Raw genomic sequence first — 20,121 nt, forward strand, 5'->3', positions numbered from 1 at the left:
CTTTCCAGGTTTCCGCTCTCGCGTTTCCCTTTCCGGCGGTTCCGACTTTATCAGATCCTTTCGGGCCTGACTCCCAGTCAGCGGGGCTTGCCTTCGCGGCTGTTGGGCCGTTCCGACGAGTGAGACTTTAGCGGATTCCTGGCTCCCGACCTAATCGGGGGCTGCGCTCTTTCGAACGCGGATTCCTCATTACGCAAATACGCATGCCAATGAGACGACGGCAGACAGAGCGACTGTCGTCGAATAGTGGTGGTACCTGCGGAATGGCTGCCCGGGGACCGACCGTGGTCGGCGCTCACGTCGGGCAACTCGGAGAACACTACGGATCGGGTCATGGCGTGTCAACTTCACTCCGCTCGGCACCCGCGAGGCGTAGTCTGGGACGCATGACGACGCGTACGTGCACCCAACTGTGGTGGGCCGCCTGACGGCGGCCGTACTCACGTATGCACTCAACGGCCGCCGCCTCGGCGGCCGTTCTCGTATCTCCCTCCAGAGCTTCTGAGGGTCGGCCGGCCGGGGACGGCGGCCTCGACCAGAAGGTGGAGAAGGGATGACGCGGGTCTTCAGTGGGGTCAAGCCGACCGGACATCTGACGCTGGGGAACTACCTGGGCGCCATGCGGCGGTGGGCTGCCGTCGATCAGCACCGGGCCGACGCGCTGTTCTGCATCGTCGATCTGCACGCGCTGACCGTGGACCACGATCCGGCGCGGGTGCGCAGGCTCAGTCGGCAGGCGGCGACGTTGCTGCTGGCGGCGGGGCTGGATCCGGAGCTGTGCACCGTGTTCGTACAGAGTCATGTGGATGAGCACGCGCGGCTGTCGTATGTGCTGGAGTGCGTGGCCACGGACGGCGAGATGCGGCGGATGATCCAGTACAAGGAGAAAGCCGCGCGCGAGCGGGAGCGGGGCGGGAGTGTGCGGCTGTCGTTGCTGACGTATCCCGTGCTGATGGCGGCGGACATCCTGGCGTACGGGGCCGAGGAGGTGCCGGTCGGGGACGATCAGACGCAGCATGTGGAGCTGACGCGGGACCTCGCCGTGCGGTTCAACCAGCGGTACGGGCACACGTTCGTGGTGCCCAGGGCCACGCATCCGCCGGTCGCGGCTCGGGTGATGAATCTGCAGGATCCGGCGTCGAAGATGGGCAAGAGCGATGACTCCGGGCCGGGGATCGTCTATCTGCTCGATGAGCCGGATGTGGTGCGGAAGAAGGTCATGCGGGCGGTGACCGACAGCGGGCGGGAGGTCGTGTACGACCCGGACGCGCGGCCGGGGGTGGCGAATCTGCTGGAGATTCTGGCGGCGTGCACGGCTGGGAACCCAATGGAGCTGAGCGGTGTATATGAGTCGTACGGCGCTTTGAAGTCAGCCACCGCGGAGGCCGTGGTCGAGGTCCTCAGGCCCGTACAGGAGAGGCACAGGGAGCTGTGCGCGGATCCTGGCTATGTGGAGGGGGTGCTGCGGGATGGTGCGGAGCGGGCTCGGGCGATGGCGCGGCCGACCGTCGATGCCGCGTATCGGGCGATCGGGTTGCTGCCGGCTGCTGAGACGGCCGCTGTCGCCGCGGATATCGGGGTGACTGCGTAGGGGTGGGCTCCGCCGCCCCCTGGGGCAGGGGGCGGCGGGGGCGTCACTTGTTGTTGCTGCCGGAGGCGAGTTCGCGGCTGCGGTCGCGGGCCGCTTCGAGTGCGGCGATGAGGGCGGCTCGTACGCCGTGGTTCTCGAGTTCGCGGATGGCGTTGATGGTGGTGCCGGCGGGGGACGTCACGTTCTCGCGGAGTTTGACGGGGTGTTCGCCGCTGTCACGGAGCATCGTCGCGGCGCCGATCGCGGACTGGACGATGAGGTCGTGTGCCTTGTCGCGGGGCAGGCCGAGGAGGATGCCGGCGTCCGTCATGGCTTCGACCAGGTAGAAGAAGTACGCCGGGCCGGAGCCGGAGAGGGCGGTGCAGGCGTCCTGCTGGGACTCGGGGACGCGGAGCGTCTTGCCCACGGAGCCGAAGATCTCCTCGGTGTGGGCGAGGTCGGCTTCGCTGGCGTGGCTGCCCGCGGAGATGACGGACATGGCCTCGTCGACGAGGGCGGGCGTGTTCGTCATGACACGGACGACCGGGGTGCCTGCGGCGAGGCGCTCTTCGAAGAAGGAGGTGGGGATGCCTGCGGCTCCGCTGATGACCAGGCGGTCGGGGGGGACGTGCGGGGCGAGTTCGTCGAGGAGGGTGCCCATGTCCTGCGGCTTGACCGTGAGGATCAGGGTGTCGGCGGTCTTGGCGGCTTCCGCGTTGGTGACGGGGGTGACTCCGTAGCGGGTGCGGAGTTCTTCGGCTCGTTCCGCGCGGCGGGCCGTCACCAGGAGGTCGGCCGGGGCCCAGCCGCCGCGGATCATTCCGCTGAGCAGGGCTTCGCCGATCTTGCCGGTGCCGAGGACTGCGACTTTCTGGGTCATGGCTGGGGTGCCCTCCGGGGGTTGCGTCGTCCGGATTCATCCTCGCATCGGGGGCGGCTTTCGAGGTGGCGTGTCCGGTGGGCGGACGGAGTCGGGCGGAGGCGGACGGAGGCGGACGGAGTCGGACGGAGGGGTGGAGCGTCGTGCTGGGGGGCGGCCGGGCCCGCGGCGGTCATGCCGTCCTGCGTCGCAGGGTCGCCGCGCCCAGGCCCAGGACCAGGAGGGCGCAGCCCGCCACGATCAGGGCGTCGCGGACGAAGTTGGCGGTCATGTCGGTGTGCTTGAGGACCTCGTTCATGCCGTCGACCGCGTAGGACATGGGGAGGACGTTGGAGATGGCCTCCAGGGCCGGGTGCATGTTGTCGCGGGGAGTGAACAGGCCGCAGAGGAGGAGCTGGGGGAAGATCACGGCCGGCATGAACTGGACGGCCTGGAATTCGGAGGCCGCGAAGGCCGAGACGAAGAGACCGAGCGCGGTGCCGAGCAGCGCGTCGAGCAGGGCCACGAGCAGGAGCAGCCAGGGGCTGCCGGTGACGTCCAGGCCGAGGAACCACAGGGCGAGTCCGGTCGCCAGGGCGGACTGGATGATCGCGAGGGTGCCGAAGGCGAGGGCGTAGCCGGCGATCAGGTCGCCCTTGCCGAGAGGCATGGCGAGGAGACGTTCGAGGGTGCCCGAGGTGCGTTCGCGCAGGGTGGCGATGGAGGTGACCAGGAACATCGTGATCAACGGGAAGATCCCGAGGAGGGAGGCGCCGATGTTGTCGAAGGTGCGCGGGCTGCCGTCGAAGACGTAGCGCAGCAGGAACAGCATCACGCAGGGCACTAGGAGCATCAGGGCGATGGTGCGCGGGTCGTGGAGGAGCTGGCGCAGGACCCGGGCGGCGGTGGCGGTTGTGCGGGCGAGGTTCAGAGGGCCGGTGGGGGCGGGCCTGAGCGTGGTGGTTGTGCTCGTCGTCGTGGTCATCGCGTGGTCTCCTTCGCGCGGGCGGCGGCGACCGCCTCGTCGACCAGGTGCAGGAAGGCCGCCTCGACCGTCTCGGAGTTCGTACGGGTGCGCAGGGCTTCGGGGGTGTCGTCGGCGAGGATCCGGCCCTCGCGCATGAGGAGGAGGCGGTGGCAGCGCTCGGCCTCGTCCATGACGTGGGAAGAGATGAGGAGGGTGGCGCCGCGGGAGGCGGCGATGTCGTGGAAGAGGTTCCAGAGGTCGCGGCGCAGGACGGGGTCCAGGCCGACCGTCGGTTCGTCCAGGACGAGGAGTTCGGGGGTGCCGAGGAGGGCGACCGCGAGGGAGACGCGGCTGCGCTGGCCGCCGGAGAGGTTGCCGGCCAGGGCGTCGGCGTGGCTGGTGAGGTCGACGTCGGCGATGGCTCGGGTGACGTTCTCGTGGCGCCGGTCGGCGGCCGCGTGGCCGGGGTCGAGGATCGCGGCGAAGTAGGCGAGGTTCTGGCGGATCGTCAGGTCGTCGTAGACGGAGGGAGCTTGGGTGACGTAGCCGATGCGGGTGCGCAGGGAGGGGTGGCCGGCGGGGCGGCCGAGGACGTCCAGGGTGCCGGTGACCTTGGCCTGGGTGCCGACGATCGCCCGCATGAGGGTCGTCTTGCCGCAGCCGGACGGGCCGAGCAGGCCGGTGATCTGGCCGCGCGGGACGGTGAAGTCGAGGTCGCGGAGTACTTGGCGGGTGCCGCGTACGACGTTCAGGGCGTCGGCTCGGATGGCCGGGGTGGTGGCGGTGTCGGGAGGGTCGGATCGGACGGACGAGTAATTCATCATGTGATGAATAATCCTCCGGTGGGGCTGTGCCGTCAAGCGCCGAGGTGGGCCGGGCGGTGCGGACGGGTCCCCAGGCATGCAGATCGCCCGTCCTCCCCGGCTCGGCACTGGTCTGTGTCCGAGGCCTTGGGGGAGAACGGGCGGGAAAGGGAGGGGCGGGAGGAGTGCTGGCGGGCGTGGAAGAGCCTGGGGCCGGGAGGGAAGTCAGGGGGTGTTGGCGACCAGGAGGTCGACGTCGTAGGTCTCTTCGATGAAGCCGTCCGGGAAGGCCCTGAGGAGGATCTGCTTCTCCTCGGCGAAGAAGGCGTTGCTCGCCTGTGGGCCGTGGACAAGGAAGATCGAGTGGCTGCCGAGGTTCGCCAGGTGTGTGTCGATGGGGACGCGACGGCTCCAGCGGACCTTGCGGCGGGTGAAGGTGAGGCGGCCGGTGGGGTCGGCCATGGCGGCTCGGGCGCCACTGCCGCCCTGCTCGACGACGGGGTGGGCGCCGAAGCGGCGGTCGATTCGGCCCGCCTGTGCCGCCTGCCACGGGATGTCGAGGGGGCTGCTGTTCCACCACAGGGCGAGTGAGCCGCCCGGCCGCAGTACGCGGAGGGCCTCCGGGGCCGAGTGGGCGGGGTCCGTCCAGTGCCAGGCCTGGGCGTAGGTGACGAAGTCGGCGGAGGCGGTGGCGAGGGGGAGGGCGTTGCCGTTGCCGCGGACGATAGTGAGGTCGGGGTGGCTGCGGCGGAACTGGGCCGCCATGCCGTCGCCGGGTTCCACGGCCAGTACGTCGGCGCCGCGCTCTCGCAGAAGGGCGGTGGCTATGCCTGTGCCCGCTCCCACGTCGACGACGCGTGCGCCGGTGAGGGGGCGGCCGGCGAGGTCCTCGATCGCGTCGAAGAGGGCGGGCGGGTAGGAGGGGCGGTTCGCGGCGTACTGGGCTGCGGCGGCGTCGAAGGAGCGGGCGCGCTCGGTGTGTGAGGGGGCCGTCATACGGCCATGGTGGCCGTGGTTGGTGCCGGGTGCACCGAGTTTGTACGGGACGGTGTCGATGCGGCCGCCCGGCTAGTGGCGGCGGCGCTTCTTCGCCGGGTTGCCGGTGCGGCGGGTGCTGCGGCTCTGGTGCTGTTCGCGGGCCTTCTCGTACTCCTCGCGGTGGAGTTTCTCGCCGGGGGCCTCGGTGAGGGAACGGAAGAAGTACGCGAGGAGGGAGCCGACGAAGCCGATCATGAGGAGGCTGCGGAGGCTGGCGTGGCGGTCGGGATCGGGGCGCTTGGTGAAGCCCTCCCAGGTGTGGCGGAAGGCGAGGGCGCTGCACACCGCGAACATCACCACGACCAGGACGGTGACGAAGCCGCCGACCGCGGCGATCTGGATCCCCTCATAGGCGAAGCGCAGGACCAGACAGGAGGCGGCCGCGGTGGCGAGGGAGCCGACGGCCACGGCGATACGGCGGGCGGTGTAGCCGTTGTCGTGGTCCACCCAGGTCGTGCCGAAGAAGCGGAGGGGCTCGGGGCGGGGGCCCGGGGAGCCCGCGGGGGTGGCCGGGGTGCCGTTCTTCTCGCTCACGAGTCGATTATGGCTCCGGCGTGGCCGCGGGCTCCGTACGGGTTCCGGCGAGACAGGATCGTCTTGGGTCGCTCCGGACCGGTCCGGAGCGACCCGGCGCGGTCCGGCGCGACCGAAGCCCGCGTGAATCAGGAGCAGCGCGGTCGGACGTAGCCGTCGCTGCCGGTGTTCACATAGGCGTCCGAGACGTACTCGCCGTCGTCGATGTTGTCCCAGATGTTCGTCGTGCCGTAGGGGCCGGACACGGTCGTGCCCGGCGTCTGGCAGTAGATCGGGATCATGGCGCCCTCGGGCAGGACGCGGACGATCGGGTACTGGGTGCCGGGGCCCCGGCGGACGTTCAGGCGGACGCCCGGCGCGACCTGGTAGTAGCGCACCGCCGCGGCCGTGACCGTGGTGGCCGCCGTGGCGGTCGTTGCCGTGGCCGTGATGGCCGTGGCGGCCTCTTCGGCTGTCCCGGCCTCGGTGGCGACGCCGGCCGCTTCGGCTCTCTCGAACCCTTCAGCGCGGTCCACAGACATGGAAAAACCTCCCCCGTTGATCCCCATGGCTCCCATGGGGTCCCGTTGATTCCCCTAAATCACGCCACGCACACATGTGCGTGATGGGAACACGGAGGCTAGCAAGCCGCCTCGGTCTCGCACGAGTCATCGACTAGGCTCCGTGCGTCGCGCGCGCGGACGAACAGCACGGGGGTGGTCCCATGGCGCCACAGCAGAACGCCGGAGCGGGCGCGGAAGCGGAACTTCCCGAGTACGCCGGTCACTACCGCCTGGAGTCACGCCTGGGGTCCGGCGGCATGGGGGTCGTACATCTGGCGCGGAGCACCTCGGGCATGCAGCTCGCGGTGAAGGTCGTGCATGCCGAGTTCGCGAGGGATCCCGAGTTCAGGGGCCGTTTCCGGCAGGAGGTCGGTGCGGCGCGCAGGGTGAGCGGGGCCTTCACCGCGCCCGTCGTGGACGCCGATCCGGAGGCCGAACGGCCTTGGATGGCCACGCTGTTCATCCCGGGGCCGACCCTCTCCGACCACGTCAAGCGGAACGGGCCGATGGAGCCCGCGCAGCTGCGGCGACTGATGGCGGGACTGGCGGAGGCGCTGCGTGACATCCATCGGGTCGGCGTGGTGCACCGGGACCTCAAACCGAGCAATGTGCTGCTCGCCGATGATGGGCCGAAGGTCATCGACTTCGGTATTTCCCGGCCGAAGGACAGCGAACTGCGCACCGAGACCGGGAAGTTGATCGGTACGCCGCCCTTCATGGCGCCGGAGCAGTTCCGGCGGCCCCGGGAGGTCGGGCCCGCGGCCGACATCTTCGCGCTCGGGTCCGTGCTGGTGCACGCGTCCACGGGGCGGGGGCCGTTCGACTCCGACAGTCCGTACGTCGTCGCCTACCAGGTCGTGCATGACGAACCGGACCTGACCGGCGTACCGGCGAATCTGGCGCCGCTCGTGCTGCGGTGCCTGGCCAAGGAACCCGAGGACCGGCCCACGCCCGACGAGTTGATGCGGGAACTGCGGTCGGTGGCGGCGTCGTACGACACGCAGGCCTTCATTCCCGCGCAGCGGGACGGCGACAAGCACCAGCCGGAGGCCGAGCCGGCGGCGGCATCGAAGCCGGGGCCGGCGGCGGGGGCGGGTGGCGAGGACCGGCTGCACGAGGCCGAGCGGCCGCCCGGCAGGCGCCGGCGCCGGCTGCTGGCCCTCGGGGCCGGGGCCGTCGGTCTCGCCACGGTCGTCGCGCTGGCCTCCGTGCGGCTTCTCGGCGGTACGGACCCGGCGCCGGAGCCCAGGAGCATGGGGACCGCGTCGGCCGGGTTCGCCGGGTGGGCCGTGGCACCGGCGCCCACGAAGGGCACGCCGCAGTGTGCGTACGGGGCGGGGAAGGTGCTGTGCGCGCAGAGCGGGCTCGTCTTCGCGCTCGACCCCGAGGACGGCCGGCTGCTGTGGCGGCATTCCGTCGACGCGTCGCACGTGGGCGGACCGCCGGCCGTGGTGGGCGGTCTCGTGCAGCCCTGGCCGGAACCGGGCAGTCGGCTGGAAGCGCTCGATCCCGTCACGGGCAAGCCCCGTTGGGAGCAGCGCATGCCCGTGTACGGCGCATCGGCGACCGCCGGGGGCATGGTGCTGCTCAGCGGGGCCGACGGCACCCTCACCGGCGTGGACGGCACTTCCGGCGACCCGAAGTGGAGCCGCGTCCTACCGGGTCACACGGCGCCGTACTTCGCCTCCTTCGCCGGGGACCCGCTGGCGTACATGACGAGCACCTCGGACGACGGGTCGAGCACGCGGGTCACCGCGGTGGACCCGGCCACGGGCGACGTGCGCTGGGACGCCCGGCTGAAGGGAACGCTGGAGCTCGTCGGTTCGTCGGACGAGTCGGTCTTCTTCGTTTCCGTCGAGGGGATCTACGGCGACACGCGAAACGTGGTCCGCTACTCCCCCGCCGACCGGGCTTCGCGGCGTGTGGCACTGCCCCTCCCCCTCCTGCAGGCGCACGGCACCGTTCGCGGGAACGTCGTGTACCTCATGGGCGGCGACGGTTCGCTGACCGCCGTGGACATGGAGGCTCACAAGCAGCTCTGGAGTCTGCAGACGTCCGTGGTCCGTACGTCGTCGCCGGTCGCCGACGGCCGGAATGTGTACGTCAGTGCACCCGACGGCAGGCTGCTCGCCGTGGACGCCCGCGAGGGCCGGCTCGTGGGCCAGACACCGGCCCGGCTCGGTGCGGACCCGGACCGGGTGGTGGCCGACCTGCCCGAGCCCGTGCTCGCCGACGGCCAGGTGTACGCCACCGCCCCCGACGGCACCGTCTTCGCCGTGGACGGCCGGAACCCCGCTGACTGGTGATGCGTACGCGCGAAAGGGCCGCCCCCCGGAATCAGCTCAGTAGGAGGCGGCCCCGCGCTGCGAAGCGTCAGCCGAGCTTCGTCACGTCCCGCACCGCGCCCTTGTCCGCGCTGGTCGCCATCGCCGCGTAGGCCCGCAGCGCCGCCGACACCTTGCGGTCGCGGTTCTTCGGGGCGTACGCCCCGTCCAACGCCTGCTCACGGCGCGCGAGTTCCGCGTCGTCGACGAGCAACTCGATCGAGCGGTTCGGGATGTCGATGCGAATGCGGTCGCCGTCCTCGACGAGGGCGATCGTGCCGCCGGACGCGGCCTCCGGGGAGGCGTGGCCGATGGACAGACCGGAGGTGCCGCCGGAGAAGCGGCCGTCGGTGATCAGGGCGCAGGTCTTGCCGAGGCCGCGGCCCTTGAGGAAGGACGTCGGGTAGAGCATCTCCTGCATGCCGGGGCCGCCCTTGGGGCCCTCGTAGCGGATGACGACGACGTCGCCGTCGGTGACCTGCTTGTTGAGGATCTTCTCGACGGCCTCTTCCTGCGACTCGCAGACGACCGCCGGGCCCTCGAAGGTCCAGATCGACTCGTCGACGCCGGCCGTCTTCACCACACAGCCGTCGACGGCCAGGTTGCCCCGGAGGACGGCGAGGCCGCCGTCCTTCGAGTACGCGTGCTCGGCGCTGCGGATGCAACCGCCCTCGGCGTCCTCGTCGAGGGCCTCCCAGCGCTCGGACTGCGAGAAGGCCTCCGCCGAGCGGACGCAGCCGGGGGCGGCGTGCCACAGTTCGACGGCCTCCGGCGAGGGCGATCCGCCGCGCACGTCCCAGGTCTTCAGCCAGTCGGACAGGGACGGGCTGTGGACGGCGTGGACGTCCTCGTTGAGCAGCCCGGCGCGGTGCAGCTCGCCCAGCAGGGCCGGGATGCCGCCGGCGCGGTGCACGTCCTCCATGTAGTACGTGCGGTCCTTGGCGACGTTGGGTGCGACCTTCGCGAGGCACGGGACCCGGCGGCTGACGGCGTCGATCTGCTCCAGGCCGAACGGGACGCCCGCCTCCTGGGCGGCGGCCAGCAGGTGCAGGATCGTGTTGGTGGAGCCGCCCATCGCGATGTCGAGGGCCATGGCGTTCTCGAAGGCCGCGAAGGAGGCGATGGAGCGGGGCAGGACCGTCTCGTCGTCCTGCTCGTAGTAGCGGCGGGTGATGTCCATGACCGTACGGGCCGCGTTCTCGTAGAGCGCGCGGCGGGCCGTGTGGGTGGCCAGGACCGAACCGTTGCCGGGCAGGGAGAGGCCGATGGCCTCGGTCAGGCAGTTCATCGAGTTGGCGGTGAACATGCCGGAGCAGGAGCCGCAGGTCGGACAGGCGTTCTCCTCGATACGGAGGATGTCCTCGTCCGAGATCTTGTCGTTCACGGCGTCGGAGATCGCGTCGACCAGGTCGAGCGTGCGGACCGTGCCGTCCACGAGGGTGGCGCGGCCGGACTCCATGGGGCCGCCGGAGACGAAGACCGTGGGGATGTTCAGCCGCAGGGCGGCGTTCAGCATGCCCGGGGTGATCTTGTCGCAGTTGGAGATGCAGATCAGGGCGTCGGCGCAGTGGGCCTCGACCATGTACTCGACCGAGTCGGCGATCAGGTCGCGGGAGGGCAGGGAGTACAGCATGCCGCCGTGGCCCATGGCGATGCCGTCGTCGACGGCGATCGTGTTGAACTCGCGCGGGATGCCGCCGGCCTCCCTGATCGCCTCGCTGACGATCCGGCCGACGGGCTGCAGGTGGGTGTGGCCGGGCACGAACTCGGTGAAGGAGTTCGCCACCGCGATGATCGGCTTCCGGCCGATGTCCGCACCGGGTACACCGGAGGCGCGCATAAGGGCGCGGGCGCCCGCCATGTTGCGGCCGTGGGTGACTGTGCGGGACCTCAGCTCGGGCATCGTCGCTCGCTCCTTCAGGGACTGCCAGGGATTGCAGAGACTGCAACGGACTGCAGGGACTGCGCGGGACTGCGATCAGAGACTTCTGACTGCTAACGAGCGTACGCCGGTCATCCAGAGGGCGGGACGAGGTGTCCGCAATACGGGACGTATGTCTCGCGGAACAGTTGTTCCGAGCGTCAACGACGGGTAAGGCGCTCCGTCACCGGCCGGTGAGATGCCCCTGCACCACGGGCGCCACGCGCGCGATGATCTGCTCCACGTCCGCCGACGCGATCGGCTCGATCTTGATGACGTACCGCAGCATCGCGACGCCCACCAGCTGCGCGGCGGCCAGCTCGGCGCGCAGTTCCGCGTCCGGGGCGTCGATCTCCCCGGCGATGCGGCGCATCAGCTGCGCGGAGACGAGCCGCCGGAAGACGGCGGCCGCGGCCTCGTTGTTGACCGCCGAGCGGACGATCGCGAGCAGCGGCTTGCGGGTGACCGGGTTCTCCCAGAGCCCGAAGATGGTGCGGGTCATGCGCTCGCCGACGTCGTCGAGCGGCCCTTCCAGCACCGCGTCCCGCACCTTCAGGGCCGGTGCGAAGGCGACCTCCACCGCCGCCTCGAAGACCTGCTCCTTGGTGCCGAAGTAGTGGTGCACGAGGGCCGAGTCCACGCCGGCCGCCTTGGCGATGCCGCGCACGGAGGTCTTCTCGTAGCCGCGCTCGGAGAACTCCTCGCGGGCCGCGTTCAGGATGCGGTCGCGGGTGCCGGCGGCTTCGGTACGAGGGGGGCGGCCGCGGCGCCGGGAGCTCACCCCGCCCTGGCCCGGGGTGGTGTCGGTCACGGCCGGGGCACCTTCACCGCCGAGGCCAGGTGCAGCCGCGTGAAGGCGAGGGCCTCGGCGAGGTCGGCCTCGCGTTCGGCGCTGGACATGGCGCGGCGGGTGTTGACCTCGATGACGACGTGGCCGTCGAATCCGGTGAGCGCGAGCCGCTCCAGCACCTCGGCGCAGGGCTGGGTGCCGCGGCCGGGGACGAGGTGCTCGTCCTTGGCCGAGCCCCTGCCGTCGGCTAGGTGCACATGGCCCAGCCGGTCGCCCATGCGGTCGATCATCTGAAGGGCGTCGGTGCGGGCGGTCGCGGCATGGCTGAGATCGATCGTGAAGTGCCGGTAGTCGTCCTTCGTGACGTCCCAGTCGGGGGCGTACGCGAGCATCTCGCGGTCGCGGTAGCGCCAGGGGTACATGTTCTCGACGGCGAACCGCACATCCGTCTCGTTCGCCATCCGCCAGATACCGGCGACGAAGTCACGGGCGTACTGGCGCTGCCAGCGGAACGGCGGGTGTACGACGACCGTGGAGGCGCCCAGCTTCTCGGCGGCCGCCTGGGCGCGCTGGAGCTTGGTCCAGGGGTCGGTGGACCACACGCGCTGGGTGATCAGCAGACAAGGGGCGTGTACGGCGAGGATCGGGATGTGGTGGTAGTCGCTGAGCCGGCGCAGCGCCTCCATGTCCTGGCTGACCGGGTCGGTCCACACCATGACCTCGACGCCGTCGTAGCCGAGGCGCGCGGCGATCTCGAAGGCCGTTGCCGTCGACTCCGGATAGACGGAGGCCGTCGAGAGGGCGACCTTCGCATCCGGGATGCGCACCACTGGTTCTGCCACGAGGGACAGAGTACGGGGCCGTGCTGGAGGCCGGGGAACGGATGGGCGTCGGGGCGCCATGGGGGTGTGCGGGTGGTCAGGGGTGCGAACTGGGCATATGCCGGGGGCTTGGAGTGGGGGGTGGGGGCGGTGGTGTGGTGGGGTTCACGCGCGCGGAGCGCCGCATGTGCCCTCGACCGAACCGCCGCAGACGCCGCCGGCCGAGCCGTCGCACACACCCCCGGCCGAAACGCCGGAGGCAGCCGTCACCCCACGCCCATGTGGTCCAGCTTCCGCAGGATCACGCCCTCCCGCAGGGCCCAGGGGCAGATCTCCAGCGTCTCCACGCCGAACAGGTCCATCGCGCCCTCGGCCACCAGCGCCCCCGCGAGGAGCTGGCCCGCGCGGCCCTCCGAGACGCCCGGGAGTTCCGCCCGCTGGGCGGCCGTCATGCCGGCCAGGCGCGGGACCCAGGCCTCCAGGGACTCCCGCTTCAGGTCGCGCTGGACGTAGAGGCCCTCCGCGGAGCGGGCCGCGCCGGCGAGGCGGGCCAGTTGCTTGAAGGTCTTGGAGGTGGCGACCACGTGGTCGGGGGTCCCGAAGCGGCTGAATTCGCCGACCGTGCGGGCGATCTGCGCGCGGACATGCCGTCGTAGCGCCCTTATCGCCTCCGGGTCGGGCGGGTCGCCCGGCAGCCAGCCGGCGGTCAGCCGGCCCGCGCCCAGCGGCAGTGACACGGCCGCGTCCGGCTCCTCGTCCATGCCGAACGCGATCTCCAGGGAGCCGCCTCCGATGTCCAGCACGAGCAGCTTCCCGGCCGACCAGCCGAACCAGCGCCGGGCGGCCAGGAAGGTCAGCCGAGCCTCTTCCTCACCGGTGAGAACCTGCAGCTCAACCCCGGTTTCGTCCTTCACGCGCGCGAGGACGTCATCGGCGTTGCCGGCCTCCCGCACCGCGGACGTCGCGAACGGCAGGACCTCCTCCACACCCTTGTCCTCGGCCGCCTGCAGCGCCTCGTGGACGACGCCGACCAGCCTGTCGACCCCGTCGGGACCGATGGCCCCGTTGTCGTCGAGGAGTTGGGCCAGGCGCAGTTCCGCCTTGTGCGAATGCGCGGGCAGCGGGCGCGCGCCAGGATGCGCATCCACCACCAGCAGATGCACCGTGTTAGATCCCACGTCGAGGACACCGAGTCTCATGTACGGAACGCTACTGCCACCCGGTCGATCCTCCGTCCCCTGCGTCCTCGAAGGCGCAGGTACGGACGCCGTACCCTGGACCCGTGCCAAAGACGAAAAAGGCGAAGGACGACAAGACGGCCAAATCCGCCGCGGGTTCTTCGCAGGCAAAGGCAGCCACGAAGTCGAAGAAGCCCAAGAAGGGCTCCCCGGAACCGGACGAGAAGGGGCTCGACTTCGCGCGCGCATGGGTGGAGTTCCCTGATCCGGCGGACGACGAGCAGGTCTTCCGCTGCGATCTGACATGGCTGACCTCCCGTTGGAACTGCATCTTCGGCAGCGGCTGCCAGGGCATCCAGGCAGGCCGCGCGGACGACGGCTGCTGCACGCTGGGCGCGCACTTCTCCGACGAGGACGACGAGAAGCGGGTCGCCGAACATGTGGCGAGGCTCACGCCGGAAATCTGGCAGCACCACGACGAGGGCGTGGCGCACGGCTGGATCTCCGAGGACGAGGACGGGGACCGTCAGACCCGCCCGTACCAGGGGTCCTGCATCTTCCAGAACCGGCCCGGCTTCCCGGGCGGCGCGGGCTGCTCGCTGCACATCCTCGCCCTGAAGGAGGGCCGCGAGCCGCTGGAGACCAAGCCGGACGTCTGCTGGCAGCTGCCGATCCGGCGGACCTACGACTGGATCGACCGGCCCGACGACACGCGCGTGCTCCAGGTGTCGATCGGCGAGTACGACCGCCGCGGCTGGGGCCCGGGCGGCCACGACCTGCACTGGTGGTGCACCTCGGCGACCTCGGCGCACGGCGCGGGCGATCCGGTGTACGTGTCCTACCGGGCGGAGCTGACCGAGCTGATGGGCAAGGCGGGCTACGACCGCCTCGTCGAGCTGTGCGAGGAGCGGCTGGCGTCGCGGCTGCCGTTGCTGGCACCGCATCCGGCGGATCCCGTCGACTAGGACCGCCGGCCAGGAGACCGTCGGCCAAGACACCGTCGCCCCGGACGCCGTCGGCCGGAGAGCCCACCTGGGCGTGCCCACCGGACCGGCGCGCTACGACGCCGACGGGCTCGGTTCGCCGCTGCCGCCGGGCGGCGGCGAGCTGCCCGGGTCGGAGGGGCCGGACGGCGACGGGTCGCCGGTCGTGGGCGACGGATCGGGCGACGAGGGCGGCGGCTCGCTGGGCATGGGGTCGGGCGGGGCCGAGGTCGTCGGCGTCGGATCGGGCCCGGGGGACGAGGGCGGGGGGTCGGTCGGGTTGCCGGGGTGGGTGGGATCGGTGGGATACGGGTCCGGGCCGGGTCCCGGGTCGGAGGGGCTGGGGGCGGTGCCGTAGCCCTCGATGGAGACGACGGCGCCGGCGGGTGAGATCGCCACGCGCGCGCTCCAGTGCCCGGACGGCTCGCGCAGATGGTCGACGTACACCTTGATCGTCAACGACTCGCCGGGTGCCAGCGTTCCCGCCGACCGGCTCAGATAGAGCCAGTGCGCTCCGGTGGTCGCGGACCAGCGCACCGGCGTGCGCCCCGTCGCCGTCAGGGTGACGAGCGTGGTGTCGCCGCTGTTGCCGGCCGACACCTCCAGCTGCCCGACGTTCCTTCCGCCCGCGCCGCTGACGCCGATGACCTCCACGGAGACGTCCGGTTCGTCGCGGTCGCCGAAGCCGCGGTCCGGGCTCGCGTTGCCGGCGTTCTCGTAGCCGCCGTCCGCCGCCTCGCCGTCGAGGGTGCCGGGGCCGTGCGCCTCGCTCGCGCTGGCCGAGTGGCCGTCGACGCCCTCGCCGGTCGGGGTGCCCCGGTAGGCGGCCCACAGGGCGAGGACCGGGGCGGCGACGACGGTGGCGACGACGGTCGTGGTGACGGCACGCGCGCGTAGCCGGTCCCGGCGGGCGGCACGGTCCTTGGGGTCCATCGGGAAGCCACGCCGGTCGAAGCGCGGCACAGCGGCGCCCCGCGCGCGCGAGTGGTGCGTCAGGGCCAGGTGCAGGGCCGCGCGGGGCGCCTGCAGGACGGGCAGTTCGGCGGGGGTGACGCTCGCGCCGGGCCACCGGCCGGGGATCGCGCGCTCGGCGGTGCGGCGGCAGCGGGGGCAGTCGTCGACGTGCCGGACGAGTTCGCGGCGCAGGGCCGTGCTGAGCACCAGCTGGTTGTCGCCGGTGAGCCGGGCGACGCTCGGACAGGCGCCGGTCTCCACGACGGCGAGCGCCGCGCGCGTGCGCTCGACCTCGCAGGCGGCGGAGGCGAGCAGGTCGCGGGCGGCGGCCCGGTCCATGCCCAGGACGGCGGCGACCTCGTGGGCGGCGAGGTGGTGGCGGACGGCGAGTTCGAGGGCCTCGCGCTGCTCCGGCGTGGTGCCGGCGGCCTCCGGCCAGGCGAGCAGGGCGAGTTCGGCGCGCCGCTGCTCCTGGACCTCCTCGGAGACGGACGGTCCCGCGGACTTCGTCCCCGTCTGCCGGTGGGTGCCGTGCCGGCCCGCCGCATGGCTGCTCTGACGTTTCTGCTTGGCCTCGGCCAGCTTGCGCAGGCACGCCCACCGGGCCAGCGCGTACAGCCAGGGGCGCCGGTCGGCGGCGGACTCCGGCACGCGCTGGCCGCGCCGCTCGGCGAGCGCGAGGGCGTCACCGAGGGCGGCGGTCGCGGCGTCGTGGTCGCACAGGACGGACAGGCAGTAGGTGAACAGCCCGTCCAGATACGGCTCGTAGCGCGCGGGCGGCCGCTGCGCCGACGTGCGCGTCGCCGCACGATCACGCGCCTCCCGGCGCGCTCGATGGGCGCCGGCGGTGCGGGTCGAGGTTTCCGTACTGCTGCTCATCATTCGTGGACCGTAGGGGGCTCGCGGTGGCGCCTTCTTCCCGCTTTAGCTCTTTTAATCCATACGGGTGAAACGATCCCTCAATCGGGGACAGGAACCCTGGATTCCGTGGCTTGTGCATGACGAGACGGCCCTCTGGCGGCGGCGAAAGCGGAGTTGCGGCGACGGCGAGAGTGGGTTGCGGCGGGCGCGGAAGCCTGGCTGGCGGCGACCGCGGATGGGGGCGGGCGTGCGGCCGTACGGCGTTGTCAGTGGGCTCGGTTACGGTTCTTCGCATGGCTGCCCGTACCAAGACCACGAAGGACCGCCCGTCCTACCGCTGCACGGAGTGCGGCTGGCAGACGGCCAAGTGGCTCGGCCGCTGCCCCGAGTGCCAGGCGTGGGGGACGGTCGAGGAGTACGGCGCGCCCGCGGTCCGTACGACGGCACCGGGGCGGGTGACGTCGTCCGCGCTGCCCATCGGGCAGGTCGACGGCCGGCAGGCGACCGCGCGGTCCACCGGCGTACCCGAGCTGGACCGCGTCCTCGGCGGCGGACTGGTGCCCGGCGCGGTGGTGCTCCTCGCGGGCGAGCCCGGCGTCGGGAAGTCCACGCTGCTGCTCGACGTGGCGGCCAAGTCGGCGAGCGACGAGCACCGCACGCTGTACGTCACCGGTGAGGAGTCGGCCAGCCAGGTCCGGCTGCGCGCCGACCGCATCGGCGCCCTGGACGACCATCTCTATCTCGCCGCCGAGACCGATCTGGCCGCCGTCCTCGGACACTTGGACGCGGTGAAGCCCTCACTGCTCATCCTCGACTCCGTACAGACGGTGGCCTCCCCGGAGATCGACGGTGCGCCCGGCGGCATGGCGCAGGTCCGGGAGGTGGCCGGCGCCCTCATCCGGGCCTCCAAGGAGCGCGGCATGTCCACGCTGCTCGTGGGACACGTCACGAAGGACGGGGCCATCGCCGGACCCCGCCTCCTGGAACACCTCGTGGACGTGGTGCTCCACTTCGAGGGCGACCGGCACGCGCGCCTGCGCCTCGTGCGCGGGGTCAAGAACCGCTACGGCGCGACGGACGAGGTCGGCTGCTTCGAACTGCACGATGAGGGCATCACGGGCCTTGCCGACCCAAGCGGACTTTTCCTGACTCGTCGTGACGAACCGGTCCCCGGCACCTGCCTGACGGTCACCCTGGAGGGCCGCCGCCCCCTGGTCGCCGAAGTCCAGGCGCTCACGGTCGACTCACAGATCCCCTCCCCCCGCCGCACGACGTCCGGTCTGGAGACCTCGCGCGTCTCGATGATGCTGGCCGTGCTGGAGCAGCGGGGCCGGATCAGCGCGCTCGGCAAGCGGGACATCTACTCCGCGACGGTCGGCGGGGTGAGACTCTCGGAGCCCGCGGCGGACCTCGCCGTCGCCCTGGCCCTGGCCTCCGCCGCCAGCGACACCCCGCTGCCCAAGAACCTCGTCGCGATCGGCGAGGTGGGGCTCGCGGGCGAGGTCAGACGGGTCACGGGCGTGCAGCGCAGGCTCGCCGAGGCGCACCGCCTGGGCTTCACGCACGCGCTCGTGCCGGGCGATCCGGGCAAGATCCCTTCGGGCATGAAGGTGCTGGAAGTGGCCGACATAGGGGACGCCCTCCGGGTCCTTCCGCGCTCGCGTCGCCGAGAGGCCCCACGGGACGCGGAGGACCGCCGGTAGACTTTGCCCTGGTCTCGCCCGTCCGTACGAACAGAGTGTGCGAAACGGGAGCGCCCCAGAACCTGCGACCGGAGGAGTGCAGTGGCAGCCAACGACCGGGTAGCAGCTCCCGGAAAGTCCGGTGGGAGTGCCGGTTCCGATGGCCTGATGCGCGCCTCACTGAGCGCCGTGGCTCCGGGCACGGGCCTTCGCGACGGGCTGGAGCGAGTGCTCCGCGGCAACACCGGCGGGCTCATCGTGCTCGGCTTCGACAAGACCGTAGAGACGATGTGTACGGGCGGATTCGTCCTGGATGTCGAGTTCACGGCGACGCGGCTGCGGGAGCTGTGCAAGCTCGACGGCGGCATCGTGCTGTCGTCCGACCTGTCGAAGATCCTGCGGGCGGGCGTGCAGTTCGTGCCCGACGCGACGATCCCGACGGAGGAGACGGGCACCCGGCACCGCACGGCGGACCGGGTCAGCAAGCAGGTCGGCTTCCCGGTCGTGTCCGTGTCCCAGTCGATGCGGCTGATCGCCCTGTACGTCGACGGTCAGCGCCGCGTCCTGGAGGACTCGGCCGCGATCCTCTCCCGTGCCAACCAGGCCCTGGCCACCCTGGAGCGCTACAAGCTCCGCCTCGACGAGGTCGCGGGAACGTTGTCAGCGCTGGAGATCGAGGACCTGGTGACGGTCCGCGACGTCTCCGCGGTCGCCCAGCGGCTGGAGATGGTGCGCCGGATCGCGACCGAGATCGCCGAGTACGTGGTGGAGCTGGGCACCGACGGGCGTCTTCTGGCGCTCCAGTTGGACGAGTTGATCGCGGGCGTGGAGCCCGAGCGGGAGCTCGTGGTGCGCGATTACGTCCCCGAGCCGACGGCCAAGCGGTCCCGCACGGTGGACGAGGCGCTGTACGAGCTGGACGCCCTCACGCATGCCGAGCTTCTGGAACTCGCCACGGTGGCACGGGCGTTGGGTTACACGGGCTCGCCCGAGGCGCTGGACTCGGCGGTGTCGCCGCGTGGGTTCCGGCTGCTGGCCAAGGTGCCGCGGCTGCCAGGGGCGATCATCGATCGGCTGGTGGAGCACTTCGGTGGGCTGCAGAAGCTTCTCGCCGCCAGCGTGGACGACTTGCAGACGGTGGACGGGGTCGGCGAGGCGCGGGCACGGAGTGTGCGGGAGGGGCTTTCGCGGCTTGCGGAGAGCTCGATTCTGGAGCGCTACGTCTGAGGCTCACCCCTTCGATGCTGAGGCCGGGCGATGCGCAGACCGAGCGCCCGGCGCTACGGGGTGCCTCCCCTTGCGAACGACCCGCTAGTCGTTCTCCAGCACGAACGATGTCTGGGCCGTGTCGAAGCCCGGTGTCTTCGCCTCCACCAGATACGTGCCTGCCTGAGCCGTTCCGGCGGCCGGTGTCGCGCACTGCGGGGCGCTCGCGGTGCGGTCCCACTTCACCGTGTAGGTGATGCTCGAACCGGCGGGCACCCGGAAGGGCAGACTGCGGGAGATCTTGGGGCAGTCGTCGGAGGCCCAGAAGTCGTCCTCGGCGCCCGCCTGAGTGATCGTCACCACCGCGTTCCGTGGGCCGAGATCGACCTTGCAGTCGTAGGTGGAGGAGTTCGTCGCCGTCAGCAGCAGGGCCGGTGTCTCGCCGGGCTCGTACGCGTTGTGCAGGCTCCGCACCGTCAACTTCACCTGGCCCGCGATGCAGTCGGGCAGCGTGGAGCCCTCGGCGACCGTGTCGTCCACACCGACACCGCTGCCCGAGCCGCCCCCCGCGGATCCGCTGCCCGAGCCGTCCGAGCCGCCGGAGTCCCCGGCACCGTCCCCGGACCCGCTGCCGTCGCCGGAACCGGAGCCGTCACCTGACCCCGACCCACCGGAATCCCCACCGCCCGGCGACTCGTCACGGCCCCCCGGCGCCTGACTGATCGCCGGTCCCGATCCCGACGGGCCCGGCGTGATCGTCGAGGGCGCGGGATTCTTGCCGTCCGACCCGCCCGCGGTGTTCTTGTCGCCGCCGCCACCCGATGCGAGCACCCAGGTGACCAGCAGCGCCAACAGGGCGACCACAGACAGCAGTACGGCCCTCCGTCGCCAGTAGATGGAGGAGGGAAGCGGCCCGACCGGATTGCGCAGAGATCCCACGGCGCAAACTGTACGAGAGATCGGTGCGTCAGCCTGCTCCACCCGCCGCCGAGAGCCGCAACTTTTCCGGATCATCATCCTGGAAACCGCCCGGGGGCGGCCGTTCCACCCCTGTCTTCCGTCAGGGGCGGCATCTGCCGATCGCAGGA

General features: G+C 71.4%; 17 protein-coding genes. 5 read left to right on the top strand and 12 right to left on the bottom strand.

What is annotated here, in order from left to right; all coding sequences use genetic code 11:
* Positions 1-553 precede the first annotated feature (553 nt).
* Complete coding sequence (trpS, locus tag ACIBAG_RS45245; protein WP_399113937.1) at positions 554-1,591, top strand: tryptophan--tRNA ligase; 1,038 nt, start codon at positions 554-556, stop codon at positions 1,589-1,591.
* A gap of 43 nt (positions 1,592-1,634) precedes the next feature.
* Here trpS and proC read toward each other — a convergent pair whose 3' ends face one another.
* The 6 genes from proC to ACIBAG_RS45275 all read right to left on the bottom strand — a co-directional run bounded on the left by proC (position 1,635) and on the right by ACIBAG_RS45275 (position 6,292).
* Positions 1,635-2,450, bottom strand: coding sequence for a pyrroline-5-carboxylate reductase (gene proC, locus ACIBAG_RS45250; protein ID WP_399113939.1), 816 nt, complete (start codon positions 2,448-2,450; stop codon positions 1,635-1,637).
* A 172-nt stretch (positions 2,451-2,622) separates the two neighbouring features.
* Complete coding sequence (locus tag ACIBAG_RS45255) at positions 2,623-3,414, bottom strand: ABC transporter permease (protein WP_399113941.1); 792 nt, start codon at positions 3,412-3,414, stop codon at positions 2,623-2,625.
* On the bottom strand, positions 3,411-4,220 hold the full coding sequence (locus ACIBAG_RS45260; protein WP_399113943.1) for an ABC transporter ATP-binding protein: 810 nt from the start codon (positions 4,218-4,220) through the stop codon (positions 3,411-3,413). The genes ACIBAG_RS45255 and ACIBAG_RS45260 overlap by 4 nt, the downstream gene beginning before the upstream one ends.
* A gap of 204 nt (positions 4,221-4,424) precedes the next feature.
* Positions 4,425-5,195 (bottom strand): class I SAM-dependent methyltransferase, encoded by a 771-nt coding sequence (locus tag ACIBAG_RS45265; protein ID WP_399113945.1) that lies wholly within the window; start codon positions 5,193-5,195, stop codon positions 4,425-4,427.
* A gap of 72 nt (positions 5,196-5,267) precedes the next feature.
* Complete coding sequence (locus ACIBAG_RS45270; protein WP_399113946.1) at positions 5,268-5,771, bottom strand: EamA/RhaT family transporter; 504 nt, start codon at positions 5,769-5,771, stop codon at positions 5,268-5,270.
* A 128-nt stretch (positions 5,772-5,899) separates the two neighbouring features.
* Complete coding sequence (locus tag ACIBAG_RS45275; RefSeq protein ID WP_399113948.1) at positions 5,900-6,292, bottom strand: SH3 domain-containing protein; 393 nt, start codon at positions 6,290-6,292, stop codon at positions 5,900-5,902.
* 182 nt (positions 6,293-6,474) lie between these two features.
* Here ACIBAG_RS45275 and ACIBAG_RS45280 point away from each other — a divergent pair, with 182 nt between their 5' ends.
* Complete coding sequence (locus ACIBAG_RS45280; protein WP_399113950.1) at positions 6,475-8,619, top strand: PQQ-binding-like beta-propeller repeat protein; 2,145 nt, start codon at positions 6,475-6,477, stop codon at positions 8,617-8,619.
* Positions 8,620-8,686: 67 nt separating this feature from the next.
* On the opposite strand, the gene ilvD is transcribed toward ACIBAG_RS45280, so the two are convergent.
* The 4 genes from ilvD to ACIBAG_RS45300 form a co-directional block, all read right to left on the bottom strand.
* Positions 8,687-10,540, bottom strand: a complete 1,854-nt coding sequence (gene ilvD, locus ACIBAG_RS45285) for a dihydroxy-acid dehydratase (protein ID WP_399113952.1) — start codon at positions 10,538-10,540, stop codon at positions 8,687-8,689.
* Positions 10,541-10,742: 202 nt separating this feature from the next.
* A complete protein-coding gene (locus ACIBAG_RS45290) occupies positions 10,743-11,369 on the bottom strand; it encodes a TetR family transcriptional regulator (RefSeq protein ID WP_399113954.1) in 627 nt (208 codons plus the stop codon).
* Positions 11,366-12,190 (bottom strand): sugar phosphate isomerase/epimerase family protein, encoded by an 825-nt coding sequence (locus ACIBAG_RS45295; RefSeq protein WP_399113955.1) that lies wholly within the window; start codon positions 12,188-12,190, stop codon positions 11,366-11,368. The genes ACIBAG_RS45290 and ACIBAG_RS45295 overlap by 4 nt, the downstream gene beginning before the upstream one ends.
* Positions 12,191-12,435: 245 nt before the next feature.
* Complete coding sequence (locus ACIBAG_RS45300; RefSeq protein ID WP_399113957.1) at positions 12,436-13,368, bottom strand: Ppx/GppA family phosphatase; 933 nt, start codon at positions 13,366-13,368, stop codon at positions 12,436-12,438.
* An 83-nt stretch (positions 13,369-13,451) separates the two neighbouring features.
* Here ACIBAG_RS45300 and ACIBAG_RS45305 point away from each other — a divergent pair, with 83 nt between their 5' ends.
* Positions 13,452-14,312 carry a hypothetical protein gene (locus ACIBAG_RS45305; RefSeq protein ID WP_399113959.1) on the top strand — a complete coding sequence of 287 codons (861 nt, stop codon included), beginning with the start codon at positions 13,452-13,454 and terminating at the stop codon, positions 14,310-14,312.
* Between the two features lie 93 nt (positions 14,313-14,405).
* Here ACIBAG_RS45305 and ACIBAG_RS45310 read toward each other — a convergent pair whose 3' ends face one another.
* Positions 14,406-16,166 carry a hypothetical protein gene (locus ACIBAG_RS45310; RefSeq protein ID WP_399113961.1) on the bottom strand — a complete coding sequence of 587 codons (1,761 nt, stop codon included), beginning with the start codon at positions 16,164-16,166 and terminating at the stop codon, positions 14,406-14,408.
* Positions 16,167-16,438: 272 nt separating this feature from the next.
* Between ACIBAG_RS45310 and radA the strand changes: the two genes are divergently transcribed.
* Positions 16,439-17,848 carry a DNA repair protein RadA gene (gene radA, locus ACIBAG_RS45315; protein ID WP_399113962.1) on the top strand — a complete coding sequence of 470 codons (1,410 nt, stop codon included), beginning with the start codon at positions 16,439-16,441 and terminating at the stop codon, positions 17,846-17,848.
* 81 nt (positions 17,849-17,929) lie between these two features.
* On the top strand, positions 17,930-19,054 hold the full coding sequence (gene disA, locus ACIBAG_RS45320; protein ID WP_399113963.1) for a DNA integrity scanning diadenylate cyclase DisA: 1,125 nt from the start codon (positions 17,930-17,932) through the stop codon (positions 19,052-19,054).
* An 84-nt stretch (positions 19,055-19,138) separates the two neighbouring features.
* Here disA and ACIBAG_RS45325 read toward each other — a convergent pair whose 3' ends face one another.
* Complete coding sequence (locus ACIBAG_RS45325) at positions 19,139-19,972, bottom strand: hypothetical protein (RefSeq protein WP_399113964.1); 834 nt, start codon at positions 19,970-19,972, stop codon at positions 19,139-19,141.
* Positions 19,973-20,121 lie beyond the last annotated feature (149 nt).

Source organism: Streptomyces sp. NPDC051243 (genome assembly GCF_044455405.1).
GTDB lineage: Bacteria > Actinomycetota > Actinomycetes > Streptomycetales > Streptomycetaceae > Streptomyces.